Consider the following 19,344-nt stretch of genomic DNA (forward strand, 5'->3'; position numbering starts at 1 on the left):
CCCTAAAAAATAAGTATGGCAAGAGTCAAGATAGATTTACCTGCAACATTTCCTTTCAGCGTACAAATTCCTGTGCGGATCCGGGATATTAATTATGGCAACCACGTAGGCAACGATGCCATCCTGTCTATTATACATGAAGCCAGGATGCAGTTCCTCGGCAACCTGGGCTATAAAGAGCTGGATCATGAAGCCGGCGCAGGTTTCATTATGGCCGATGTGGCCATTGCTTACAAAGGGGAAGGATTTTATGGAGATATATTTGATGTAGCCGTTGCGGCGGGCGAATTTAATGCCCTGGGGTTTGAATTGTTTTATCTCATCACCACTAACCGTAACGGACAAACGATTACTATCGCCGAAGCTAAAACCGGTATGATATGCTTTGATTATAAGGCACATAAAATAGCAAAACTGCCGGCCGATATGAAGGCACGCCTGGAAACAGGAAAATAAAACCAACAGATTATGGATATGACAGCAACACCCACTGCAGTGGAACAGGTGATTACAGCACGCCGTACGGTGAAACCCACCAGCATGAACGGCCGGAAGATTGCAGATGAAACGGTACAGCAACTGTTGCAACTCGCCGACTGGGCCCCCACACATGGGTATACAGAACCCTGGTACTTTGTGGTGTACAGCGGTGATAAAGTGCAACAATTTTGTGCAGATCATGCGGATATGTACAAGCAGCATACCCCCGCCGACAAATATATTCCGGGCAACTACGATAAACTGAAAACGCAGGGCAACCTGGCATCGCATGTACTGGCGATTTGCATGAAACGCGGGAACAATCCGAAGATCCCGGCGCTGGAGGAAATTGCCGCGGTATCATGCGCAGTGGAAAATATCTGGCTGGGCGCTACCGCCCTGGGTATTGCCGCCTACTGGGGTTCCGGCGGAATGACCTACCACCCTGCCATGCAGGAATATTTTGGTTTGGGAGAAGAAGACCTGGTACTGGGCTTCTTTTATATGGGTTATACAGACGAGCCTGCGCAACCGGGAAGAAGAATGAAACCATTTAATGAGAAGTTCAAATGGATGTAATTTTATAAGAAGATGGGGATCAACAGGTCCCCATCTTCTTATAAATTATTTTAACAGATACCCATTCGCTTCGGCTGCAAAGCTGCTGATCTGCGTAGCTACCCAATGTTCATCTTTATGTAATTCTTCCGCCATAATCCGGGCTACGGCAGGGGCTATACGCAGTGCTTCCTTTGCATCGAGGAACAACAAGCGCGTACGGCGGGCAAGAAAATCTTCAATATTACGGGCCATCTCCTCTTTCACAGCCCATACCACCTGTGCTTTAATGATATGATATTCCCGGCTCAGCTCCTCCTGCAAATCCGGCTGACGTGCCACCATCTGGTGCAGGTGCAATACATCGCTGCCATAGAAATACCACGGATCTTCCCAGTTCACCTTATCGGTGGCGCCATGAATTTTCAAGTGAGTGGTAGCAGAAGACGTTTCCTTCCACTTCAACACCACTTCCAGCCTATGTATTACATCTTCCGCCATCCTGCGGTAGGTAGTCCATTTACCACCGATAATGGTAATAAGATTTGATTTGGACACAATTATTTTATGGCTGCGGGAGATTTCTTTCGTTTTATGCTCTTCCGCCTTAGCGGCGGCGAGCGGGCGAAGACCAGCCCACACACTGCGTACATCAGAACGTTGCGGCGCCCTTGATAAATACTGACCGGCCGTACGGAGAATGAAAGCAATTTCCTCTTCCAGTGCGCGGGGCTCCAGGCTGATATGCTTAACAGGGGTATCCGTAGTACCCATCACCACTTTATTATGCCAGGGAACGATAAACAGTACCCTTCCATCGCTGGTAGACGGGATCATCAGGGCGTTATGGCCGGGCAGGAAATCGCTGTCGAGCACCAGGTGTACACCCTGACTGGCCGCAATAGATTTTGGAGCTGCCGGGTTATCCATTTCCAGTACATCATCTGCAAACACACCGGTAGCGTTGATCACCGCGCGGGTGTTGAGATATATTTCGTCTCCGCCGTCCAGGGTATCCTTTACCGTTAGTCCGCTGATATTTCCAAAGCCATCTTTTCGTAAACCGGTAACCTTCATATAATTCAGCACCGTGCCGCCGTTATCTGAAATGGACTGCGCCAGGTTGATGGCCAGGCGAGAATCGTCAAATTGTCCGTCGTGATACAGCACGCCGCCGGCGAGGTGATCCTGCTTCAGCGTAGACAGCCGCGCCAGGGTAGCTGACCTGGAAATATGCGTCGACTTCCCCAAACTGAGCCGGCCTGCCAGCCAGTCGTACATTTTGAGGCCAATCGTATATTTCAGATTCTCCCAGAAATTAAAAGTAGGAATAACAAAAGCCAGGTTACGTACCAGGTGCGGGGCATTGGCAGCCAGCAATCCGCGTTCCACACTGGCTTCCCTTACCAGCGATACATCGCCCTGTGCGAGATAACGTACGCCTCCGTGTACCAGCTTCGTGCTTTTACTGGAAGTGGATTTTGCAAAATCCACCTGCTCCAGCAACAAGGTTCTGTACCCCCGTGTTACCGCTTCCAGTGCGGCGCCGAGGCCGGTAGCCCCACCACCAATCACTATTATGTCCCAGGGTTCGAGATCCTTTCTTAATGAGGCAACAAGCATTTCTCTGTTCATAAGCTAGTTTTCATTGGTCTGCCAATCACATACAAAATACTGAGGAATCGGATACCGGACAAATCAAAGCAGCCGATTCCAGAAAACTTAACGGCCGGGAGAGTTAAAAGTTTTAAATTCAGGAACATTTAGGCATTAAAAATGTTCCTCCATAGAGATCATTCAACTTTATAGCTTCGTATGTTTACCAGGATTCAACTCTATTACAGATATTTTCTGCAGCTGCTGATACTCACGGTTGTTATTACCGGCAGTTACAATGCCACGGCACAGGGCAGCAAACGAAAACCGAAATCCGATACCATTCACATGGTAGCTGTTGACAGCGCCACCATCAGCAAGAATATCCAGGCCCTGTCAAAAGATACCAGCCGGGTAAAAAAATCGGACACGTCTGTATCCATCCTGATCAACCGTATTGAAAGCTACACACTGACGCTGAACGACCTTATGAGTTCCCTCCGCCGCGGATTTGACACCTCCCGTATCAGCGACGGACTGCCACTAACAGATACTTCCCTCGCGCTGATAAAATACAATATTGCCAGCCTGGGCCGCACCCCCAACATCAACGATATATATACCAACAAAGTAATGCTGGAGCAGTTGCAGCGCAAACTCACCTCCTGGCAAACCGCCCTCTTTTCCTACTATGACAAACTGATAAACATTAATGACACCATCCACACGATCCGGGGCGATACCGCCATGCGCAACATTCCTTCCGAAGATGAACTGTACGGCTTTTATATAGGCCAGGTAACCAACCTCATTCTTAAATTCCGCTCGGTAGACAGCGCGAATAAGGCCAGTCTTATTAAGATAGGGCTGCTGCAAAACAGGGTGGCCAACCGGTATATTGAAGTGTCCAATCTTTACGAGGACATGGACTACCGCCTGAAGCAGTTTGCTTCCAATATGTTTGTGCGCGACTACCGTTACCTGTGGAAGCCTCACCGCGACAGCATCAACCCTCTTGAGTTTTTCCCGGTGCTGAAAAATTCGCTGCATAAAAGCACCAAGGTGTTAGCCATCTTCTTTTCCATACAGTGGCCGATATTTTTTGTGTGGCTGTTGCTCGCCGTATTGTTTTCCTGGTGGGTATACAACAATATCAGGCGCATCCGGCATAACCATAACGAACAGGAAGGGGAAACAATCCTGCAGCACGCCCGGTACCTCTACCGTTACCCCGTGGCCTGCACCGTTGTGCTGATTGCTTCGCTATCGTCCGTATTATCTGTACGTTACCCAATTCTCTTTACAGAAATCACCTGGGGTTTAGATGTGATTGCGCTGACCATTATCTTCCGCACACATCTCCCTAAAACATTATTCAAAAGCTGGCTGTTACTGATCGGCTTACTGTTTGTTTACAGTTTGAATAACCTGCTGATAGAAATTACTTATGCAGAACAATGGGGATTATTAATCGGCGCCATTCTTTCGCTCCTGCTGGGGAACCGCCTGTTGAAAGAATCTTCCCTCACCACCTTTGCACAACCGAAATTTACCCGGCCGGTGCTGATGCTATTCATGCTCACCAGCGCGTTTTCCCTGATCATGGTTATTTTAGCCAGGGTAGGCACTGCCAAAATCATGGGATCTACCGCCGTTGTAAGTGCCGTGATGGCCCTGAGCCTGTTTATCCTCGTGAAGATACTGATGGAATCCGTTTACCTGCAGGTAGAAGCCAATAAAGATTCCAGCACATTCATCTCTTTTATGGATTACCAGGAAGTGCAGAAAAAGCTGAAAACATTTCTCACCATCCTGGCTTTTGTAGGATGGCTGGCGATCATATCCCGCTGCGTTTATTTGTATGATACCATTTACGATGTTATTGTCGATTTCCTTTCTTCCCGGCATAAGCTTGGTAATTCAGATTTCACCTTCAGCAGCATCATCATTTTTATACTGGTGATATGGGTGGCCACAGTGGCCTCACAACTGATTGCCTATATGTTTGGGAACACTGGTCAAAGTGCCAATCCCAATAAAAAAACAAAGTTCGGTTCCGCCCTGCTGTTATTGCGGCTGGCCGTACTGGCCGGCGGCGTATTACTGGCATTTGCCGCATCCGGCATCCCGATGGATAAAATCACCATCATCATAGGCGCCCTCGGTGTAGGTATCGGCTTCGGTTTACAAAACGTGGTAAATAACCTCGTATCCGGTATCATCCTGGCTTTTGAAAAGCCGATAGAAGTTGGAGATGTGATAGAACTCGGACCCCGCTCCGGCGTTGTAAAAGAAATAGGCATCCGTTCCAGTAAGATCAGTGCCTACGATGGCTCCGAAGTGATTGTTCCCAATGGCGACCTGATATCGCAACAACTGATCAACTGGACCAGGGCCAACCGGAATAAACGAATCACCTTTGCTCTTGGTGTTGGCTATGGTAGCAATATTGACCAGGTTACGGAGATTATTCAATCTGCCTTTACCGATCGTAAAGATGTGCTTACTATTCCGGCCCCGTTTATACAGCTGACCGACTTTGGAGATAACGCCGTGAATTTCAAGGTGTACTTCTGGGTAGGCGACCTGGATAATGCAGGCAGGCTTCAAAACGAGGTGATGTCGTTCATTTACACGGCCCTTAATCAGGCAGGTATTGAAATCCCTTATCCACAGCGGGATTTGCATATCCGGTCTGTAGATGAATCGTTATTAAAAAAATGGGATAAGCCGGCTCCGGGCGGCACGCTTTAAAAAAAATTATAAAAAAACGTTGGATTCATTTTGAATTTTCATTTTTAAGCCGTTATCTTTGCACTCCCGTTTTGGAGCAGCAGGCGCTACTGATAGTAGTTACAGCGATCCGGAAGGAGAATAAGGCGAGGTAGCTCAGGTGGTTAGAGCGTTGGATTCATAACCCAAAGGTCTCGGGTTCAACTCCCGATCTCGCTACGAAGGTCTGAAATAAGACAAGATAAATCCCATAGAATACAAGTTCTATGGGATTTTTTCATTTTATACTTTCCTAATATGCCTTATCTGGCATTATACAGGAGGTCTACAATTAGGTTAGCAAGCACTTTTGAGGTCTATGAACCTGCTTGCTTTAAAACCCTCTCCCGTTCTACTTTAGTTGCTTTCATTTTACAGGAGTTGAACCTACCTGCTTTTTCTCACTTCTTTAATGCACAGCCATGATTATTTTATTTTGGCTGGCCAAATACAGAATAAATAAAGCTGGTGAAGCCCCCCTCTATATGAGAATAACATATGAGGGCAAAAGAGCAGAGGTAGGTTTAGGCCAGTATGTACTTCTCAAACACTGGGATAATAAACGCCAGAAAGTAAAAGGGGATTCTGATTTAGTCAAGCAGGTAAATAGCATCATCAATTCCTTTAAAACAAAAGCACTGGCAACCTATGATGAATTGTTCAAGACCAATTGCCCTATCACAGCAGAAATAATCAAGAACAAACTTTTGGGCATTGATGAACAGAGAAAAACCCTGCTGGAAGTATTTCATTATCACAATGAGCAGATGAAAGCTAAGATAGGAATTGAATTTGCAGCAAATACCCTGAAAAAATACATTACCTGCGAAAGGAAAGTAGTTGCTTTTATTGAAGCTGCTTACCACAGGAAAGATGTGTTTCTGGCAGAATTAAATTACAAATTCATCACTGATTTTGATTTCTACCTTAAAACCAAAGACAAATTAAAGCAGAATGCAGTTGTCAAGCATGTGCAGCAGCTTAAAAGGATTATCAAGGTCAGTATGTTGCATGGCTGGCTATCCAATGATCCATTTATCAATTATAGCTGCAAGCTGAAAGAGGTTTTAAGAGGGTATTTAACATCTGATGAAGTGGCAAAACTGGCATCAATGGATTTATCCAATAATAAACGATTGGATGAGGTGAGAGATGTATTTCTTTTTTGCTGCTACACTGGTCTATCTTATGCAGATGTGGAAAAACTCAATTTCAACCATATTTCCAAAGGGATTGATAATAACTACTGGATAATACTTAACAGGACTAAAACAGAAAGCAGATCAGCCATACCTGTATTACCACAGGCACAGGAGATACTGGAAAAATATAAAAGCCAGATCATGACTGCTTATGATGGTAAAGTTCTACCTGTTAAATCCAACCAGAAAATGAATGTCTATCTAAAGGAGATTGCTACAAAGGCAGAAATTACCAAAAGGGTTTCTATGCACTTAGCCAGACATACTTTTGCTACCAGTATTACATTAACTAATGGAGTTGATATTGTGACTGTATCCAGAATGTTAGGGCATAAGAATATCAAGACCACACAGATTTATGCGAAGGTGGTAGATACTAAGGTTAGCAATGATATGCAGCAGCTAAAAGAAAAGCTATCTGGTAACAATCTTAAAAAGGTGGCAAATGGAGATGTTTAGTATTATCCTTAGCATTCCTTTCCTACTGCTTATATGTTGGGGATTAGGAGCATTAATTGGTTGCCTACTAACTGGATCAGAACACCATCCTTTGGAGCAGATTGTAATAGGGCTTATTGTCTTGATAATTATAGGATTAATTGGTAAAGTGTAGTTACAAATTAAACATTTATTATATTAGGTGCAGGTAAAACATAATCCTGCACCTATTTTATGGAACAACACCCTTTGCAATATTTCAAAGATCTAATAACCAAAGGTTACATCGTTAAAGAACGAACCAAATTTTTCTTTAGTCAGGATTTTGGAAAAATAGTCAAGATGGACATGCAGAATGATCTAATAGAATGTGCGAGTACAGATGCTCAATTAGAGGATTCTCCTATCGAAATAAAGACTATTACATTTGCAGACTATCTACAGGATAAAGCTACTATCGAAATGATTAACTCACTTGATCAAATAGACAATAGGCTTTTAGATTTTGAAGATGAAAAAAGGCAGATTTTATTTTTAAAAACAATTTATAAAACCTTCAACTCCTTAATTCTTTATGCTGAACAGATAGAGGAAGTTAGCAAACATCCTTTTATAGCAGACTTGCTAAAGAGACTTAAGGCTGAAATAATTGATAGGTATGCAGTAGATGATGATACTATTTCCCAGAAACAGATTCACCTTTCTTCCTCCCACCAAATCTCCAATAAACTACAATGGATGGGAAAATCCAAAGTATTAATCAGTTTATTTTACGACCTATACTCTAATGTAGAAAATGGTGGTGAGCCATTGATAAAAGCCACCAAAGACCAGGTTAAAAATTTTCTGCTGAATAATTTTATTGAAAAGGATGGTCAGCCTCTCAGTCCATCATCCATAGATACCCTTTTAACCCCCAGTAAAGAGGACAAAAGAGCCTTAAAAGGTGATAGAATTGATACCTCGAAGCTGAAAGACAAAAAATAGCCCCCTTTACCACACTGCGTTTTACTAATTTATTAGTCCTGACAGTACTTGTTCAGGACTAAAGGACTTTCCCCTATTTGACACCTTTGTATCGAACAAAACAACAAGATATGATACGAAGGAAAATAAGGCCACCACCATGAAGAGATAATAGTATAAATGAGCATTAATTTTTTCATTAATAAAAACTCTTATGGCTACAAATAATAAAAATCTCACATTTAGTTGTGATAAAACAAATAAAATCTTTAGAGGGATAACAAAAATTGGGTGGGTGAACTGGCAACAAGAAATACAAAAAACAGATGATGCTAACTATTTAATTACTGTTAGGAATTTCAGAATTCTTCGAGACTTTGATTGGTGCAATGAGGAATTGGAGAATGGGAATCTAATGATTGCTGGAAATGTAAGATTAGGACATATATTGAAAGAAGGGATACTTTATTTCGTACAAGAACTCATAAATGGCAAGTTAGGTAATTTTGCTGCCTCAGGAAGCGAAAAAGTTACGATTCAAATAGAGGATTGGAACTCCTTGTTTGAAACATTGAGAAGGATTTCAGTACCCTATTATGAAGAAGCAAGGCCATTATTGGAAAGAGCAAAACAAGATGAATACCTAGCATTCAGATTAAAGGAAAACTGGAATGACCCAATTACTTATATAGCAATTAGAAATAGTGCTAAAAGAGGGGTAATATAATTGAAATATAAAAAGGATAAGGTAATCCTTGCCCTTCTTTAACCATTAAAATATTATAAAACTATTATGACAGAAACAAATATTAGCAATAGCACAAAAAATGAAAAAAATGTAGGTATAACATCTAAAATTATACATCAGGTAAAAGAGACTGCTTATAAGGATGCTTATACAGCACGAGAGTTATTCAAAATGAATATTCATGAGGTTCCTTTTTTATTAGATGGACTTATCCCACAAACAGGATTATCTTGCTTAACTGGAAGCAGTGATTGTAACAAAAGTACTTTTCTAAGGCAACTATCACTAGAAATAGCTTTAGGGAGTGAAAATCATCTTGGATTTAAACTAAATACTAGACACAAAAAAGTTATATACATATCAACAGAGGATGATTTTGCTGCCATATCAGCGTTAATTAAAAAGCAGTATTCAAAGGATCGCCCAGAAGAAATACTAGATAACATTTACTTTGTATTTAGCACAGAATCACACATTAAAAGATTGGGAGATATACTCAAATCAAAAAAAGTAGATTTGGTAGTATTAGATACATGGACAGACTTGTTTTCAGGGGATTTAAACCAATCTAATAAAGTGAGAGGCAGTTTTGAAGCCTATAATGAATTGTCAAGAAAATATGGTTGTGCCTTTATTTTTGTTCACCATCAGGGTAAAAGAACAGAAGATAATTCACCTTCCAAAAATAATCTGCTAGGCTCGCAGGGCATTGAGGCTAAAATGAGGGCTGTAGTTGAACTCAGAAGGGACATAGGCAGCAGGAGGCTATTGACAATCACAAAAGGGAATTATTCTAAAGACAGTTTTAAAGGCAAATCTTTTGTGTTAGAATTGCAAGAAGATACTATGTTGTTTCAGAGGAAAGACGAAACAGTGAATTTTTCTGTTGGTTATGGTTTTGAGGGACTAAAGGTGAAATTTGATAAAAAGGCAATTATAAAAAAACTTTTACAACTCAAATCTGATGGACTTTCATTTGAGAAAGCACATAAAAAAATCACAGAAAATTTTGAAAATGCACCTGGGCTGACTACATTAAAGACTTGGTTCAAAGACCAGTCAGACAGTCAAACTCCTAGTAAATAAACGCCTGACTGAATTCATATGGGCTGGCCAATAGTAAGAAATTACAGGCCAGCTCCATTCACCAATTATTAGATAATGAAGTTTAAAATCAGCAATTTATATGTAAATTAACACTTTAATCCCTGTGTTAATGATTAATCCTGATCCTAGCCTCGTGTTTATCACAAGAGCAAACTTTCAGCGAATGCTCAAAAAATTTGAAATATCCAAGCTCCCCAATATAGCTGGAGATATTTATAAGCGCCTTATCTATTTCTTCAACAGATATGAACAAAAAGTTTTATTAGTAATCCAAGAGATTCTGATGGACCCAGATAACTTTGTTGGTCTATATTATCAGGCGATAGTTACAAAAGATACATTTAAGTACGTGTATGAAGGAATACCTCCTGCATATCATAAATCAAAAGAATGCCCTAAGCTGCACGCAAATTTTAAGAACTTTGAAATTCCTTCTGAGATTCGAGATAAGGGAGAAAATGAAGTAATGAGGTTTAGAACATGGTTTAAAGAAAATAAGCACATTTTTGATACAGACCTAAAGAGATTTTTAGAATTACTTGAACTTTACTTCTACGTTAGAATCCCACCTAATTCAATTGATCAGGGGAATTCAGGTATGCTGGAAATACAAAATTACAGCATAGAACAGCTTGAAACAGAAATTGATAATATTATTAAGGGTGCAGGAAGGGTTTATTATGCTGATGAAACAAATACAAGAATTCTAAGGAAATATTCAAAATTAACATTCCTAGCTTATAAGCAAGAAGCAATTCCAGATAATGATACAGGATACAGTGACGAAGCAGTTAAAGCTCTATTGAAGGCTTATGATTTAGAATTTAAGAGGCCACTAAAAAATCTTCTAAGAGAATATTACAAAACAAAATATAACCCTGAATTAGCTTTCAAAGGTGAGTTACTAGATAATTTGGGATTCAAATCCTGTACATTTTGTGGGAAAGATAATCTATAAAAATAAAGCGTTAGGAATACCTCCTGTTATAAATGACCTTTTGGATAATTATTCTTAGTCAGTCATAAAATATATAGGGGATTGACTGGCTGACTACTCTTCCCTAGCAACAGAAGTTGCGAAGATGAACTATATATTATTTTACAACTTATGCTGTTTTGACATATAAGTGAATTGGAAAGCAACAAAAGTTGTAGTGGTATCCTACAAAGAATAAATCAACTTGAAAATTTCATAGAAAGTACTAAAGGACTCGATGTCAAGGGTATATTAACCTTAGAGCTTCACTATTGCGTTTGCTAATTCAAAGTTATTCATAGAATAGGATTACTGGCATTATTACGTTAGGAATTAAAAGAATACAATAAAGTTGTATTTTACACATTCTTTAAAAAAAGGTAAAGGTTTTTTGCCTTTTTAATTAAAGTTTGTTTATGTTTGTTTTAATAAAGCCCTATTTCCACATTAATCTATTGTAAATAAGCATTTTAGAAGTTACCATGAGTAGCGCACCTAGTTTTCAGGAAAAATCAAAACAAAGTCTTCTTTCAGCTGAGCTTTTAATTAAAGAGCATATTTATTGCAGTAGTGTTCATTGTTCCTTTTATTCGTGCGTACAAAACATGTTTCATGTCCTGTTTGTAAAGAAGAAGATTGATAAAGAACAATTTAATGTTGATGCAAAATACAATGGAAGTTCTCACAGGCATGCGAAAAAATTAATTGAAAACGAATTAATGAGCGCGCAAAAATATTCAGATTATAAGTGGTTTCAAAAAAATTTTCCAGAATTAAAGCTTCTAAGAGAAAAGGCTGATTATTCTGATGAATTTATATTACAAGGAGAAGTTCAGGATGCGTTGAATAAGGCAAATGCCATAAACTCACTTGTTAATAAAATTTAAAGTTATGTCAAAAATAAATATTACTCCCCTTGAGTTTATTAAAGAGAACTTGCAGCTTTTAGCATCTTCCTTTAAAGGTATCAGTATCAAATATGAATACAATGAGTCTATTAGTACTCATATTGTAGAATTAACCCCTGAGTATGAGTATTACCATAATGAAGAGTTAGATAAGGCTTGGATACCAATTTCTTCAAATTTTAAAACATTATTTGAAGATGAGGATATTTCATTTATATCTTCAGATTCTTCTTTAAGGGTAACCAAACCAATATCTGAATGGAACCAAAAGAATGAATCTGTTGTTGAATTACTAGACTTCCAATTTTCAGAAAAAATTTCTCATTATCTTGATAAGCATAATGCGACAGATATTTATTTCCCAAGCAGTGTTGAACTAATCACACTACCTGATTTCTCTGCCTTTATAAATTCAATTGATACTTCAGTTAAGACCAGTTTCATTAACTCAAATTTAGATTTAGACTACCAGTTTATTAGTGTATTTAATGAACAAGAGTCGAAGAAGTATAGTGAAGAAGCAAGTGGAGATAGTAATTTCGCAATGGCAGCATAATCCTCGTATATGGAACAACAAAAAGGTTCAGGTTACAAAATTGACAATATATTACTTATTGAATCTATATTCACTCGTCAACCTCATATTTCTTTTGAAAATGGAGGTTTTGATAACCAAATAGCAATTGAAAAGGAAGTGGTTGAAGATGAAGACACATGTAAATTTAATGTTGGACTTATATTAGACTTCAAGGCTGTTCGGAATGATGAGATTGCTTTTCAAATAAAAGTTAAAATGGTAGGACTGTTCGAAAAAACAGGAGAGGCAACACTATCAGAAGAGACATTTAAGAATATTAATGGCCCTGCAATTATATATCCCTTTATAAGAGAGCATGTATCTTCAATAACCCTAAAGGCTGGTATTGGAACTGTTATTTTACCTTCTGTGAACTTTAAGATTTAAACTGATTTTTTGTCTGCCAAACCCTAATAGGAATAAAAATAAATTCCAAAACTTTTGCCTCTCTTAAAACATATCTGATATTTGGGTAAGGGGTAGAAGTTGCAAATACCTATTTGCAGCGAGTTACGCCTTAATTGCACACCTATTAAATTCATCATCCCCTATTTTTAAAACTATACTCTCATTATAATAATGTCCAGCCTCAATAACAAGAACACTTCTTAAATTGGTTTTCTCTTTAACCCATGAAAAGTATGTTCCCAAATGACTAGCTATTGTAGAGGCTTTAGCATTCACTTTGGGAACAATTATGAATACTAGAATTCCAGTTCTTTCTCCTTGTAGAAAATGAGCAGCTTTAATTAGGCCACCTACAAAAGTTTTTCTACTTGATGAATTTTCACTTTCAAGAATGATAAAATCAGTCCCTTTCCTAAGAACATAATCTGGCTTATATCCTGGCTCAATGGTATTGCCATTTAGAAATTTTTCGTACCCCTCACAGCTATGAGCTAAGGATTTGAATAATTTATCTGCAATCATTATATTAATTACATTTTATTTTCTGAACTCGAATTTACCTTTTCAGTTTTAAACAACAAGTAGATAACAAAAACTACTACAGGAGCAATAGTATATACAAAAAATTCACTTATATCATAATCTCTCCAAGATATTTCAGATTTATATCTGGATTGAAAGGGAACAAAGTAATCCTTTGGGTCATAGTATGGTGAGGCCATAAGTAATAGAGCAATGTTGATAAATAGCCAAATTATATAAAGGACAGAAACTAATTTATACTTTGATATTAATTGTTTTATGGTGGACATTGGATGATTTGTTAGTTTTAGTTATTGTGCAGGTTCATTGATGGTAAAAGTTCCAGTAACAGCTTTATTTCCAGAAGTGTTTTTAAGTGATAATTGATATGTACCAATAATCTTAACAGAAGAAGCCTCTGTAATGTTTACACTGGCTTCTTTAATTTCATATCCCATACCACCAGAATATTTCTCTTTCAGCCAGCCATTGTAGATAGTAGTATAAGTTCCAATACCTGATAAGGGGCCAGATACATCCAGCAGCATTTCAACAGGTACATTTTCACCCTCCACATCAAGAATAAAGTGAGTGGAATTTGACCTTTTATCTATATACGAATCAATAAAGGTGGATTCCTGCATAGTAATTCTTTTTCCCTCATTTACAGTATAGGTATTCCCGTTGGTGGTGTAGGTAAAAGTGTTTTTTGATTTGGAGGGGGAATCATTATTCTTTTTACAGGAGCATAATGATAATACTAAAATCAAAATGATTGATATTTTATTCATTAGTATAAGTATTTGAATACTAATATATAACAAAGCATTCAAATCAGAAAAATCACACAATAATTTAATCAATACTTGGTGTTGATATAAATAGCTATCTGCCCATATTCCCCATATTTTCTAAAATTTCCAAACTCCCCAAATTTTCATTGCTACTAAAATAGATGGCATAAAGGCATAAACATGACCAGTACCCCTCTGCTTCGCCACCTACCAAATGATACGATCAGGGATACTCCCTGCGTTCCTTTAAATCAAATTCTTAATTCATTAAATCTATTCCCAATGGTAACAGTAAAAAGTTATTTTTTAAATCAATCTGCTGATGGCAAAATTTATGTCTGTCTTGAATTAATTGGAGAAATTGAAATCCTACTTTCTGAGAAATCAGGAAAATTCTATGCAGATGTAAAAAAATGTAAAATCCCTACCAGAATTGATGAAACTACTGCCAAACTTATAGTTGGTAAGGAAATACTTGGCTCTATTGTAAAGAAAGAGTGTGCTGCTTGGGAATATACCATTCCATCTACTGGTGAAGTAGTTACAATGAGCCACAGATATGAATATGAACAGTAGTTTCACACCCACTAATTTCCATTAATCACCTCATTCATTCAAATGAAAGGCAGTCCTACAAAGGGATTGCCTTTTTGTTTTCAGCAAAAGTTTTAATTAATCATTATGGAACAAACTGCATTTATCACACTACCATCCAGCAGATCATACATTGATTTTGAAGAAGTGTCTACATCAAAGCCTTTCATACAGGCAAATACAGAAGAATTTCTATTATCTGAAATAAGAAGAAATCATAATATCCCAGCATTTTCGCGCGATAATGAGCCTCTAATCTCCCATTGTGATTTTATTGATGCTGCTAGTTATGCTGTAGCTGATATTTTCAAAGGAGAAGCCATTTTAAGCCCCAATGTAAGATTAAGCCATCCTATTAAAGGCAGAATACCAAATGCAAAAGATAAGGCAGCAAAAGACCTCTTGGAGCATGAAAAGACCATCTACTATGAAAGGATGGCTTTTGTTATAGAAATCCCTACTATTTCAGCAGATATAGGAGGTAACAGGTTAAATCTCACCATTGGTGGTGTGAAGGGATACAACTTGGATAATTTGAACAGTAAAAGTGGGGTAGATCAGCATTTCAAGGTTTTCATTGGCTTCCAGAATAAAGTATGCTGTAATATGTGTATCTGGACAGATGGAATTAAAGCAGACCTCAAAGTAAAAAATATTCAGGAATTGCAAAATGCTATATACTGTCTGTTCCAACAATACAATGCAGCTAATCATTTAGCACAAATGAGGACATTTTCTAATTACAATTTGACTGAAAGGCAATTTGTTCAACTAATTGGGAGATGTAAGCTGTATACCTTTTTACCAGCACAAGTTAAAGCTGAAATTCCTTCACTTCTTTTTGGTGATACCATGATTAGCACTGTATGCAGAGATTATTATAAAGATGAATCCTTCTGTAGACTGGATGATGGAAGCATTAATTTATGGAGGCTGTACAACCTTTTCACTGGTGCGAATAAAAGCAGTTACATCGACACTTTTTTAGACAGATCAGTAAATGCTTTTCAATTCACAGAACAAATTAAATCAGCATTGGATAATCAACGCCATAGCTGGTTCTTAAACTAACTTTCGAGGAACAAAGGGCAAAAATGACAGCTAGATATTTTCATATCTGGCTTTTTAGTTACAAGTATCACAATAAGGCTGACCTATTTGGGTTGGCCTTTTTTTATTTCACAAATTGATCTTACCCACAGTACCACAAAGGGTAATAAGGTAAGCATTTTCATCAAATCAGTTCATTAAACTTAAAATATGGAAACAAAACCAATTCAAAAATATCAGGAATTTTTAAGTAAATCAATCCTGATAGATCAAACACATTTAATTGCTGTCTTGCTGGATAAAAAAGTACATGACCAGTCCTGTTATGTATACAACCAGCTTGAATACACTGGCTTTTTATCTGCTGGCTCTTTTTGGGGTACAGAAGATATGATCTGGATAAAAAAAGAAGAAATTCTGAAGGAAATTGACAAGTTGAAAATTTCAAGGGAGCAGGATACTATTCTGGATCACAAACAATTGGCTAAAGACCTGGAACAACTCACTTCCGACCTGAGAAAAGTAAATGAAATGAAGGGGAGGAAAAGAAGTATTTATCAATGGTTGCTTGTTCCTCACTGGCTAAGTAGTGAATTAATCACTATGGGAGAAGTAGTATTTAGAGCCTTTGGCTGTAGCTGGTGGGGTGTTTCTTCCATCTTAGATGACTATTTCACTAAAGAGCAGGTATTGCTTGATCTTGTAGAGGAAATAGACATTGCAGATATACTTTAAAGATTTCAATTCAAAAATTCTTCAACTAAAAATTAAATAAATGAATAATATCTCTGCAATAAACTTGCTTCTTGACATTCACACCACTTTTTCTAAACTCCCTGTTACATTCAGGGAATTGGTATCTGAAAATTGTGATTGGAGTACACCTACATTTTATAGAAAAATGAGGGGTAGGGATAAACCTGATCCTAATAACAAAGGTAAAATCCTAGTTGCTTTGAGTAAAGCTGAAAAAGTTGCTATAATAAAACAAGCTAAAATAGCAGTTCAGGAAATTTCAGATTTTATGGCAAAACTGGACCAGAAAGAACCATAAATCATGGTAAAGGGTCAAGATTTAGGTCAACAGCTTAAAAAGAAAGAGTATAACTAATTAATAATCAATATGAATACTAAAAATTTTCAACTCCCGATCTCGCTACGAAAGGAAGATTTTCCCAAATTGCTTGAAGGCTGCTCAACAAAGAGCAGCCTTTTTTCTTTTATACTCAAGTGGAGTTCTCTACAACACCGTTGATTAACTTTTCCTCCAGATCATTGATCTTTTTATTCACCTTTGTCAGCGCCTTATCCTTATCCTTAATAATAGTATTTATTACGGCCATTACTGAAGCCGGACATCGTATGCGGCATCTGATAATCTAAGGCGAAGCAGCTTACTCAGCAATACACTACACCCCGGCGTCAGTTAGCCTTGTGCGTAGGATAAAATATTTCGCTTAATGTTTCATCCAACGCTTTTCCTGACAATGTTTTTCCAACTATAATTCCATCAGGATCGATCAAAAAATTCTGAGGAATTGCCTGGACACCATATGATTTCGCAGCCGTACTATCCCAAAATTTCAGATCAGAAAGCTGAAGCCACAGAAGTCCGTCTTTTTTAACTGCCGCCAACCACAACGCTTTGCTGTCAGACTTATCGAGAGAAATACCAACAATTGTGAAGTTCTGGTCCTTGAATTTATTGTAGACTTTAACCAGGTTTGGGTTCTCTGCCCTGCATGGCCCGCACCAGGAAGCCCAAAAGTCGACCAATACATACTTACCACGAAATGACGAAAGTTTAACCAGCTTCCCTTCTGCATCGGGTATTTCAAAGTCCGGCGCCGGTTGCCCTATTGCAGTTACTCTCATTTTATCCAGGTTAGCGGCCACTTTTTTACCTTCCTTACTATTTTTAATTTTGAAGGATAAACCGTCGAACAAGGGCTTCACTACGTCATAGCGTTGCTCGTAAGCGATTTTGGGAAACAATTCCAAGCTAAGCATTGATGCAGGATGGGACCTGATGAACTTAATATAGGCATCTTTGGTCATGTCACTAAACCGCTTTCGAAAGCCTTCAACTTTGGCCTCGTAATCCGGCGTGGCCTGTGGCGACAACTTCCCTTCCATGAATTGCCTGTCTTCATCGGTCATTTGTGAAAAGCCGGCATCAACCAGGTTATTAAGATCATTATAATCATTATTCCTAGGCGTTCCGGTTACCTGCACTCCTTCTACTGTAGCTCCATTCGTTTTAATATGGATGTTACCCGGTTCAAGATAAACGGTTATCTGTTCAAGGCTGTTAGTTCTCCCAACACCTTTCGTATCAAAGGTTAATGTAGCGGATACGGGTGAAGTCGACACCGCACCGGCAAATTTGAAAACGCCATCCTTTAACCCCACGGAATCAATGATGGACTTACCTTTCATCGTATACTCCAGGTATGCCTTTTTAGGAGCGTTGCCTGTACCATATTTGCCATTGATAGTAAATTTATTATTACTCTGGGCGAAAGCTGTCAACGGTATTATTGACAAACCGGCTATAATTAACTTTCTCAATTTAAATAGGATTAATTTGGATTCAGAAATCGAATTCCGGTATGAATTGCCACCGGTAATTACTACGTTGCCATAAGGGGGAACGCCTTTCATTTAGTTAAACAGTTCCATCAGCTTTGCTTCCAACTCTTTCCCATGGAGATCCCTGGCAACAATTACACCTTTGTTATCGATCAGAAAATTCCTGGGAATAGCTTTAATCTGATATTTTTTAGTAACAGGAGAATCAAATCCTTTCAGGTCTGCCAGGTTTGTCCAGGTATAACCATCCTTCTCTATTGCCTTTTTCCAGGCAGCAGCATCCGTATCGAGAGAAACGCCAATTACACCCAGCCCTTTGGTCCTGTACCTGGCATAAAGCGGAACAAGCGCTTTTGCCTGCATTCTGCATGGCGAACACCAACTGGCCCAGAAATCAATAAATGTATATTTGTTCCCGGAGATGATTGTTTTGGTGGAGATTTTTTTTCCTTTTACATCCGGCAGCGCAAAGTCCTCATACTGTACTGCTTCCTGCATACCCGGCACCTGTACATTTTTTTCATTTTCAGCAGCAACAGTAATACCGTTAGCATCATTTACAATCAGCGTATACTCCTTTGATGAAGGAGGAAGACACATTTGATTATTGCATGCCATGTACCTGATCCGGAAATGCAATACTGTCTTCTCATCTGCCCTGAGTTTGATAGTTTGTGAAAACGTAACACCCTTCGCGTAATAAGCCACAGTTTCCCCGGCAGAAGATGCTGCCCCTTTTTCCTCCATCTCTCCTATCAACTGAACATTCGAATTTTCTCCCCATGTAATAGTAGTAGGCATTCCCATTCCACCATCATAAGACTGTGGATAAATATGAAACGGTTCGTTGATAGACGCCACGAAGGCAATCTTAAAAGTGAGTGGCGCTATTGAGTCACTGCTGAATTTCCATGAAACGGGGTGGTTATCCTGCGCAATGCCGGACAAAGCTGCCAGACTGGTCAATATCAAAAAAATCACTCTTTTCATAAATACTTTTTGCAGGGCAAAAGCCATATTCGTTTAAATTCAATTATTATCATCTGACAGGCGCAA

Annotated in this window: 20 protein-coding genes and 1 tRNA gene; 16 read left to right on the top strand and 5 right to left on the bottom strand. The window is 38.7% G+C overall.

Going from position 1 to position 19,344, the window contains the following annotated elements:
* The first annotated feature begins 15 nt into the window (after nt 1-15).
* Together PV783_RS29380 and PV783_RS29385 are read left to right on the top strand one after the other, a co-directional pair.
* Nucleotides 16-456 (top strand): acyl-CoA thioesterase, encoded by a 441-nt coding sequence (locus PV783_RS29380; protein WP_420990530.1) that lies wholly within the window; start codon nt 16-18, stop codon nt 454-456.
* A 12-nt stretch (nt 457-468) separates the two neighbouring features.
* Nucleotides 469-1,059, top strand: coding sequence for a nitroreductase family protein (locus PV783_RS29385; RefSeq protein ID WP_420990531.1), 591 nt, complete (start codon nt 469-471; stop codon nt 1,057-1,059).
* Between the two features lie 45 nt (nt 1,060-1,104).
* On the opposite strand, the gene PV783_RS29390 is transcribed toward PV783_RS29385, so the two are convergent.
* Nucleotides 1,105-2,673 carry a glycerol-3-phosphate dehydrogenase/oxidase gene (locus tag PV783_RS29390; RefSeq protein ID WP_420990532.1) on the bottom strand — a complete coding sequence of 523 codons (1,569 nt, stop codon included), beginning with the start codon at nt 2,671-2,673 and terminating at the stop codon, nt 1,105-1,107.
* Between the two features lie 180 nt (nt 2,674-2,853).
* On the opposite strand from PV783_RS29390, the gene PV783_RS29395 reads away from it, so the two are divergent.
* From PV783_RS29395 to PV783_RS29440, 10 genes are all read left to right on the top strand, one after another.
* Nucleotides 2,854-5,388 (top strand): mechanosensitive ion channel family protein, encoded by a 2,535-nt coding sequence (locus tag PV783_RS29395; RefSeq protein ID WP_420990533.1) that lies wholly within the window; start codon nt 2,854-2,856, stop codon nt 5,386-5,388.
* A 124-nt stretch (nt 5,389-5,512) separates the two neighbouring features.
* Nucleotides 5,513-5,586, top strand: a tRNA-Met gene (locus PV783_RS29400).
* Between the two features lie 242 nt (nt 5,587-5,828).
* Nucleotides 5,829-7,067, top strand: coding sequence for a site-specific integrase (locus PV783_RS29405; protein ID WP_420990534.1), 1,239 nt, complete (start codon nt 5,829-5,831; stop codon nt 7,065-7,067).
* Nucleotides 7,068-7,280: 213 nt separating this feature from the next.
* Nucleotides 7,281-8,033, top strand: coding sequence for a hypothetical protein (locus PV783_RS29410; protein WP_420990535.1), 753 nt, complete (start codon nt 7,281-7,283; stop codon nt 8,031-8,033).
* 193 nt (nt 8,034-8,226) lie between these two features.
* Nucleotides 8,227-8,739 (top strand): hypothetical protein, encoded by a 513-nt coding sequence (locus tag PV783_RS29415; RefSeq protein WP_420990536.1) that lies wholly within the window; start codon nt 8,227-8,229, stop codon nt 8,737-8,739.
* Between the two features lie 66 nt (nt 8,740-8,805).
* A complete protein-coding gene (locus PV783_RS29420; RefSeq protein WP_420990537.1) occupies nt 8,806-9,846 on the top strand; it encodes an AAA family ATPase in 1,041 nt (346 codons plus the stop codon).
* Between the two features lie 184 nt (nt 9,847-10,030).
* Nucleotides 10,031-10,825, top strand: coding sequence for a hypothetical protein (locus PV783_RS29425; RefSeq protein WP_420990538.1), 795 nt, complete (start codon nt 10,031-10,033; stop codon nt 10,823-10,825).
* Nucleotides 10,826-11,325: 500 nt separating this feature from the next.
* Nucleotides 11,326-11,730, top strand: coding sequence for a hypothetical protein (locus PV783_RS29430; RefSeq protein WP_420990539.1), 405 nt, complete (start codon nt 11,326-11,328; stop codon nt 11,728-11,730).
* Between the two features lie 4 nt (nt 11,731-11,734).
* Nucleotides 11,735-12,307, top strand: a complete 573-nt coding sequence (locus PV783_RS29435; RefSeq protein WP_420990540.1) for a hypothetical protein — start codon at nt 11,735-11,737, stop codon at nt 12,305-12,307.
* 9 nt (nt 12,308-12,316) lie between these two features.
* Complete coding sequence (locus PV783_RS29440; protein WP_420990541.1) at nt 12,317-12,715, top strand: protein-export chaperone SecB; 399 nt, start codon at nt 12,317-12,319, stop codon at nt 12,713-12,715.
* A 123-nt stretch (nt 12,716-12,838) separates the two neighbouring features.
* Here PV783_RS29440 and PV783_RS29445 read toward each other — a convergent pair whose 3' ends face one another.
* Nucleotides 12,839-13,258, bottom strand: a complete 420-nt coding sequence (locus tag PV783_RS29445; RefSeq protein WP_420990542.1) for a hypothetical protein — start codon at nt 13,256-13,258, stop codon at nt 12,839-12,841.
* Nucleotides 13,259-13,569: 311 nt separating this feature from the next.
* A complete protein-coding gene (locus PV783_RS29450) occupies nt 13,570-14,049 on the bottom strand; it encodes a hypothetical protein (protein ID WP_420990543.1) in 480 nt (159 codons plus the stop codon).
* Between the two features lie 183 nt (nt 14,050-14,232).
* Between PV783_RS29450 and PV783_RS29455 the strand changes: the two genes are divergently transcribed.
* The 4 genes from PV783_RS29455 to PV783_RS29470 all read left to right on the top strand — a co-directional run bounded on the left by PV783_RS29455 (nt 14,233) and on the right by PV783_RS29470 (nt 16,750).
* Entirely contained in the window at nt 14,233-14,628 is a 396-nt protein-coding gene (locus PV783_RS29455) for a hypothetical protein (RefSeq protein ID WP_420990544.1), read from the top strand.
* 105 nt (nt 14,629-14,733) lie between these two features.
* Nucleotides 14,734-15,717 (top strand): DUF3871 family protein, encoded by a 984-nt coding sequence (locus tag PV783_RS29460; RefSeq protein WP_420990545.1) that lies wholly within the window; start codon nt 14,734-14,736, stop codon nt 15,715-15,717.
* A 189-nt stretch (nt 15,718-15,906) separates the two neighbouring features.
* Nucleotides 15,907-16,431, top strand: coding sequence for a hypothetical protein (locus tag PV783_RS29465; protein WP_420990546.1), 525 nt, complete (start codon nt 15,907-15,909; stop codon nt 16,429-16,431).
* A 40-nt stretch (nt 16,432-16,471) separates the two neighbouring features.
* Nucleotides 16,472-16,750 (top strand): hypothetical protein, encoded by a 279-nt coding sequence (locus PV783_RS29470; protein WP_420990547.1) that lies wholly within the window; start codon nt 16,472-16,474, stop codon nt 16,748-16,750.
* 368 nt (nt 16,751-17,118) lie between these two features.
* On the opposite strand, the gene PV783_RS29475 is transcribed toward PV783_RS29470, so the two are convergent.
* Nucleotides 17,119-18,267, bottom strand: a complete 1,149-nt coding sequence (locus PV783_RS29475; protein ID WP_420990548.1) for a redoxin domain-containing protein — start codon at nt 18,265-18,267, stop codon at nt 17,119-17,121.
* A gap of 93 nt (nt 18,268-18,360) precedes the next feature.
* The gene (locus PV783_RS29480) at nt 18,361-19,278 is read right to left on the bottom strand and encodes a TlpA family protein disulfide reductase (RefSeq protein ID WP_420990549.1); all 918 of its coding nucleotides are present in this window, start codon (nt 19,276-19,278) and stop codon (nt 18,361-18,363) included.
* Nucleotides 19,279-19,344 lie beyond the last annotated feature (66 nt).

This window comes from Chitinophaga sp. CC14, from assembly GCF_048957795.1.
GTDB classification, from domain to species: Bacteria; Bacteroidota; Bacteroidia; order Chitinophagales; family Chitinophagaceae; genus Chitinophaga; species Chitinophaga ginsengisegetis.

Excerpts from the sequence above, each read along its gene's own strand:
- PV783_RS29380 (WP_420990530.1), top strand. The coding sequence starts at position 16 with ATGGCAAGAGTCAAGATAGATTTACCTGCAACATTTCCTTTCAGCGTA.
- PV783_RS29385 (WP_420990531.1), top strand. The coding sequence starts at position 469 with ATGGATATGACAGCAACACCCACTGCAGTGGAACAGGTGATTACAGCA.
- PV783_RS29390 (WP_420990532.1), bottom strand. The coding sequence starts at position 2,673 with ATGAACAGAGAAATGCTTGTTGCCTCATTAAGAAAGGATCTCGAACCC.
- PV783_RS29395 (WP_420990533.1), top strand. The coding sequence starts at position 2,854 with ATGTTTACCAGGATTCAACTCTATTACAGATATTTTCTGCAGCTGCTG.
- PV783_RS29405 (WP_420990534.1), top strand. The coding sequence starts at position 5,829 with ATGATTATTTTATTTTGGCTGGCCAAATACAGAATAAATAAAGCTGGT.
- PV783_RS29410 (WP_420990535.1), top strand. The coding sequence starts at position 7,281 with ATGGAACAACACCCTTTGCAATATTTCAAAGATCTAATAACCAAAGGT.
- PV783_RS29415 (WP_420990536.1), top strand. The coding sequence starts at position 8,227 with ATGGCTACAAATAATAAAAATCTCACATTTAGTTGTGATAAAACAAAT.
- PV783_RS29420 (WP_420990537.1), top strand. The coding sequence starts at position 8,806 with ATGACAGAAACAAATATTAGCAATAGCACAAAAAATGAAAAAAATGTA.
- PV783_RS29425 (WP_420990538.1), top strand. The coding sequence starts at position 10,031 with ATGCTCAAAAAATTTGAAATATCCAAGCTCCCCAATATAGCTGGAGAT.
- PV783_RS29430 (WP_420990539.1), top strand. The coding sequence starts at position 11,326 with ATGAGTAGCGCACCTAGTTTTCAGGAAAAATCAAAACAAAGTCTTCTT.
- PV783_RS29435 (WP_420990540.1), top strand. The coding sequence starts at position 11,735 with ATGTCAAAAATAAATATTACTCCCCTTGAGTTTATTAAAGAGAACTTG.
- PV783_RS29440 (WP_420990541.1), top strand. The coding sequence starts at position 12,317 with ATGGAACAACAAAAAGGTTCAGGTTACAAAATTGACAATATATTACTT.
- PV783_RS29445 (WP_420990542.1), bottom strand. The coding sequence starts at position 13,258 with ATGATTGCAGATAAATTATTCAAATCCTTAGCTCATAGCTGTGAGGGG.
- PV783_RS29450 (WP_420990543.1), bottom strand. The coding sequence starts at position 14,049 with ATGAATAAAATATCAATCATTTTGATTTTAGTATTATCATTATGCTCC.
- PV783_RS29455 (WP_420990544.1), top strand. The coding sequence starts at position 14,233 with ATGACCAGTACCCCTCTGCTTCGCCACCTACCAAATGATACGATCAGG.
- PV783_RS29460 (WP_420990545.1), top strand. The coding sequence starts at position 14,734 with ATGGAACAAACTGCATTTATCACACTACCATCCAGCAGATCATACATT.
- PV783_RS29465 (WP_420990546.1), top strand. The coding sequence starts at position 15,907 with ATGGAAACAAAACCAATTCAAAAATATCAGGAATTTTTAAGTAAATCA.
- PV783_RS29470 (WP_420990547.1), top strand. The coding sequence starts at position 16,472 with ATGAATAATATCTCTGCAATAAACTTGCTTCTTGACATTCACACCACT.
- PV783_RS29480 (WP_420990549.1), bottom strand. The coding sequence starts at position 19,278 with ATGAAAAGAGTGATTTTTTTGATATTGACCAGTCTGGCAGCTTTGTCC.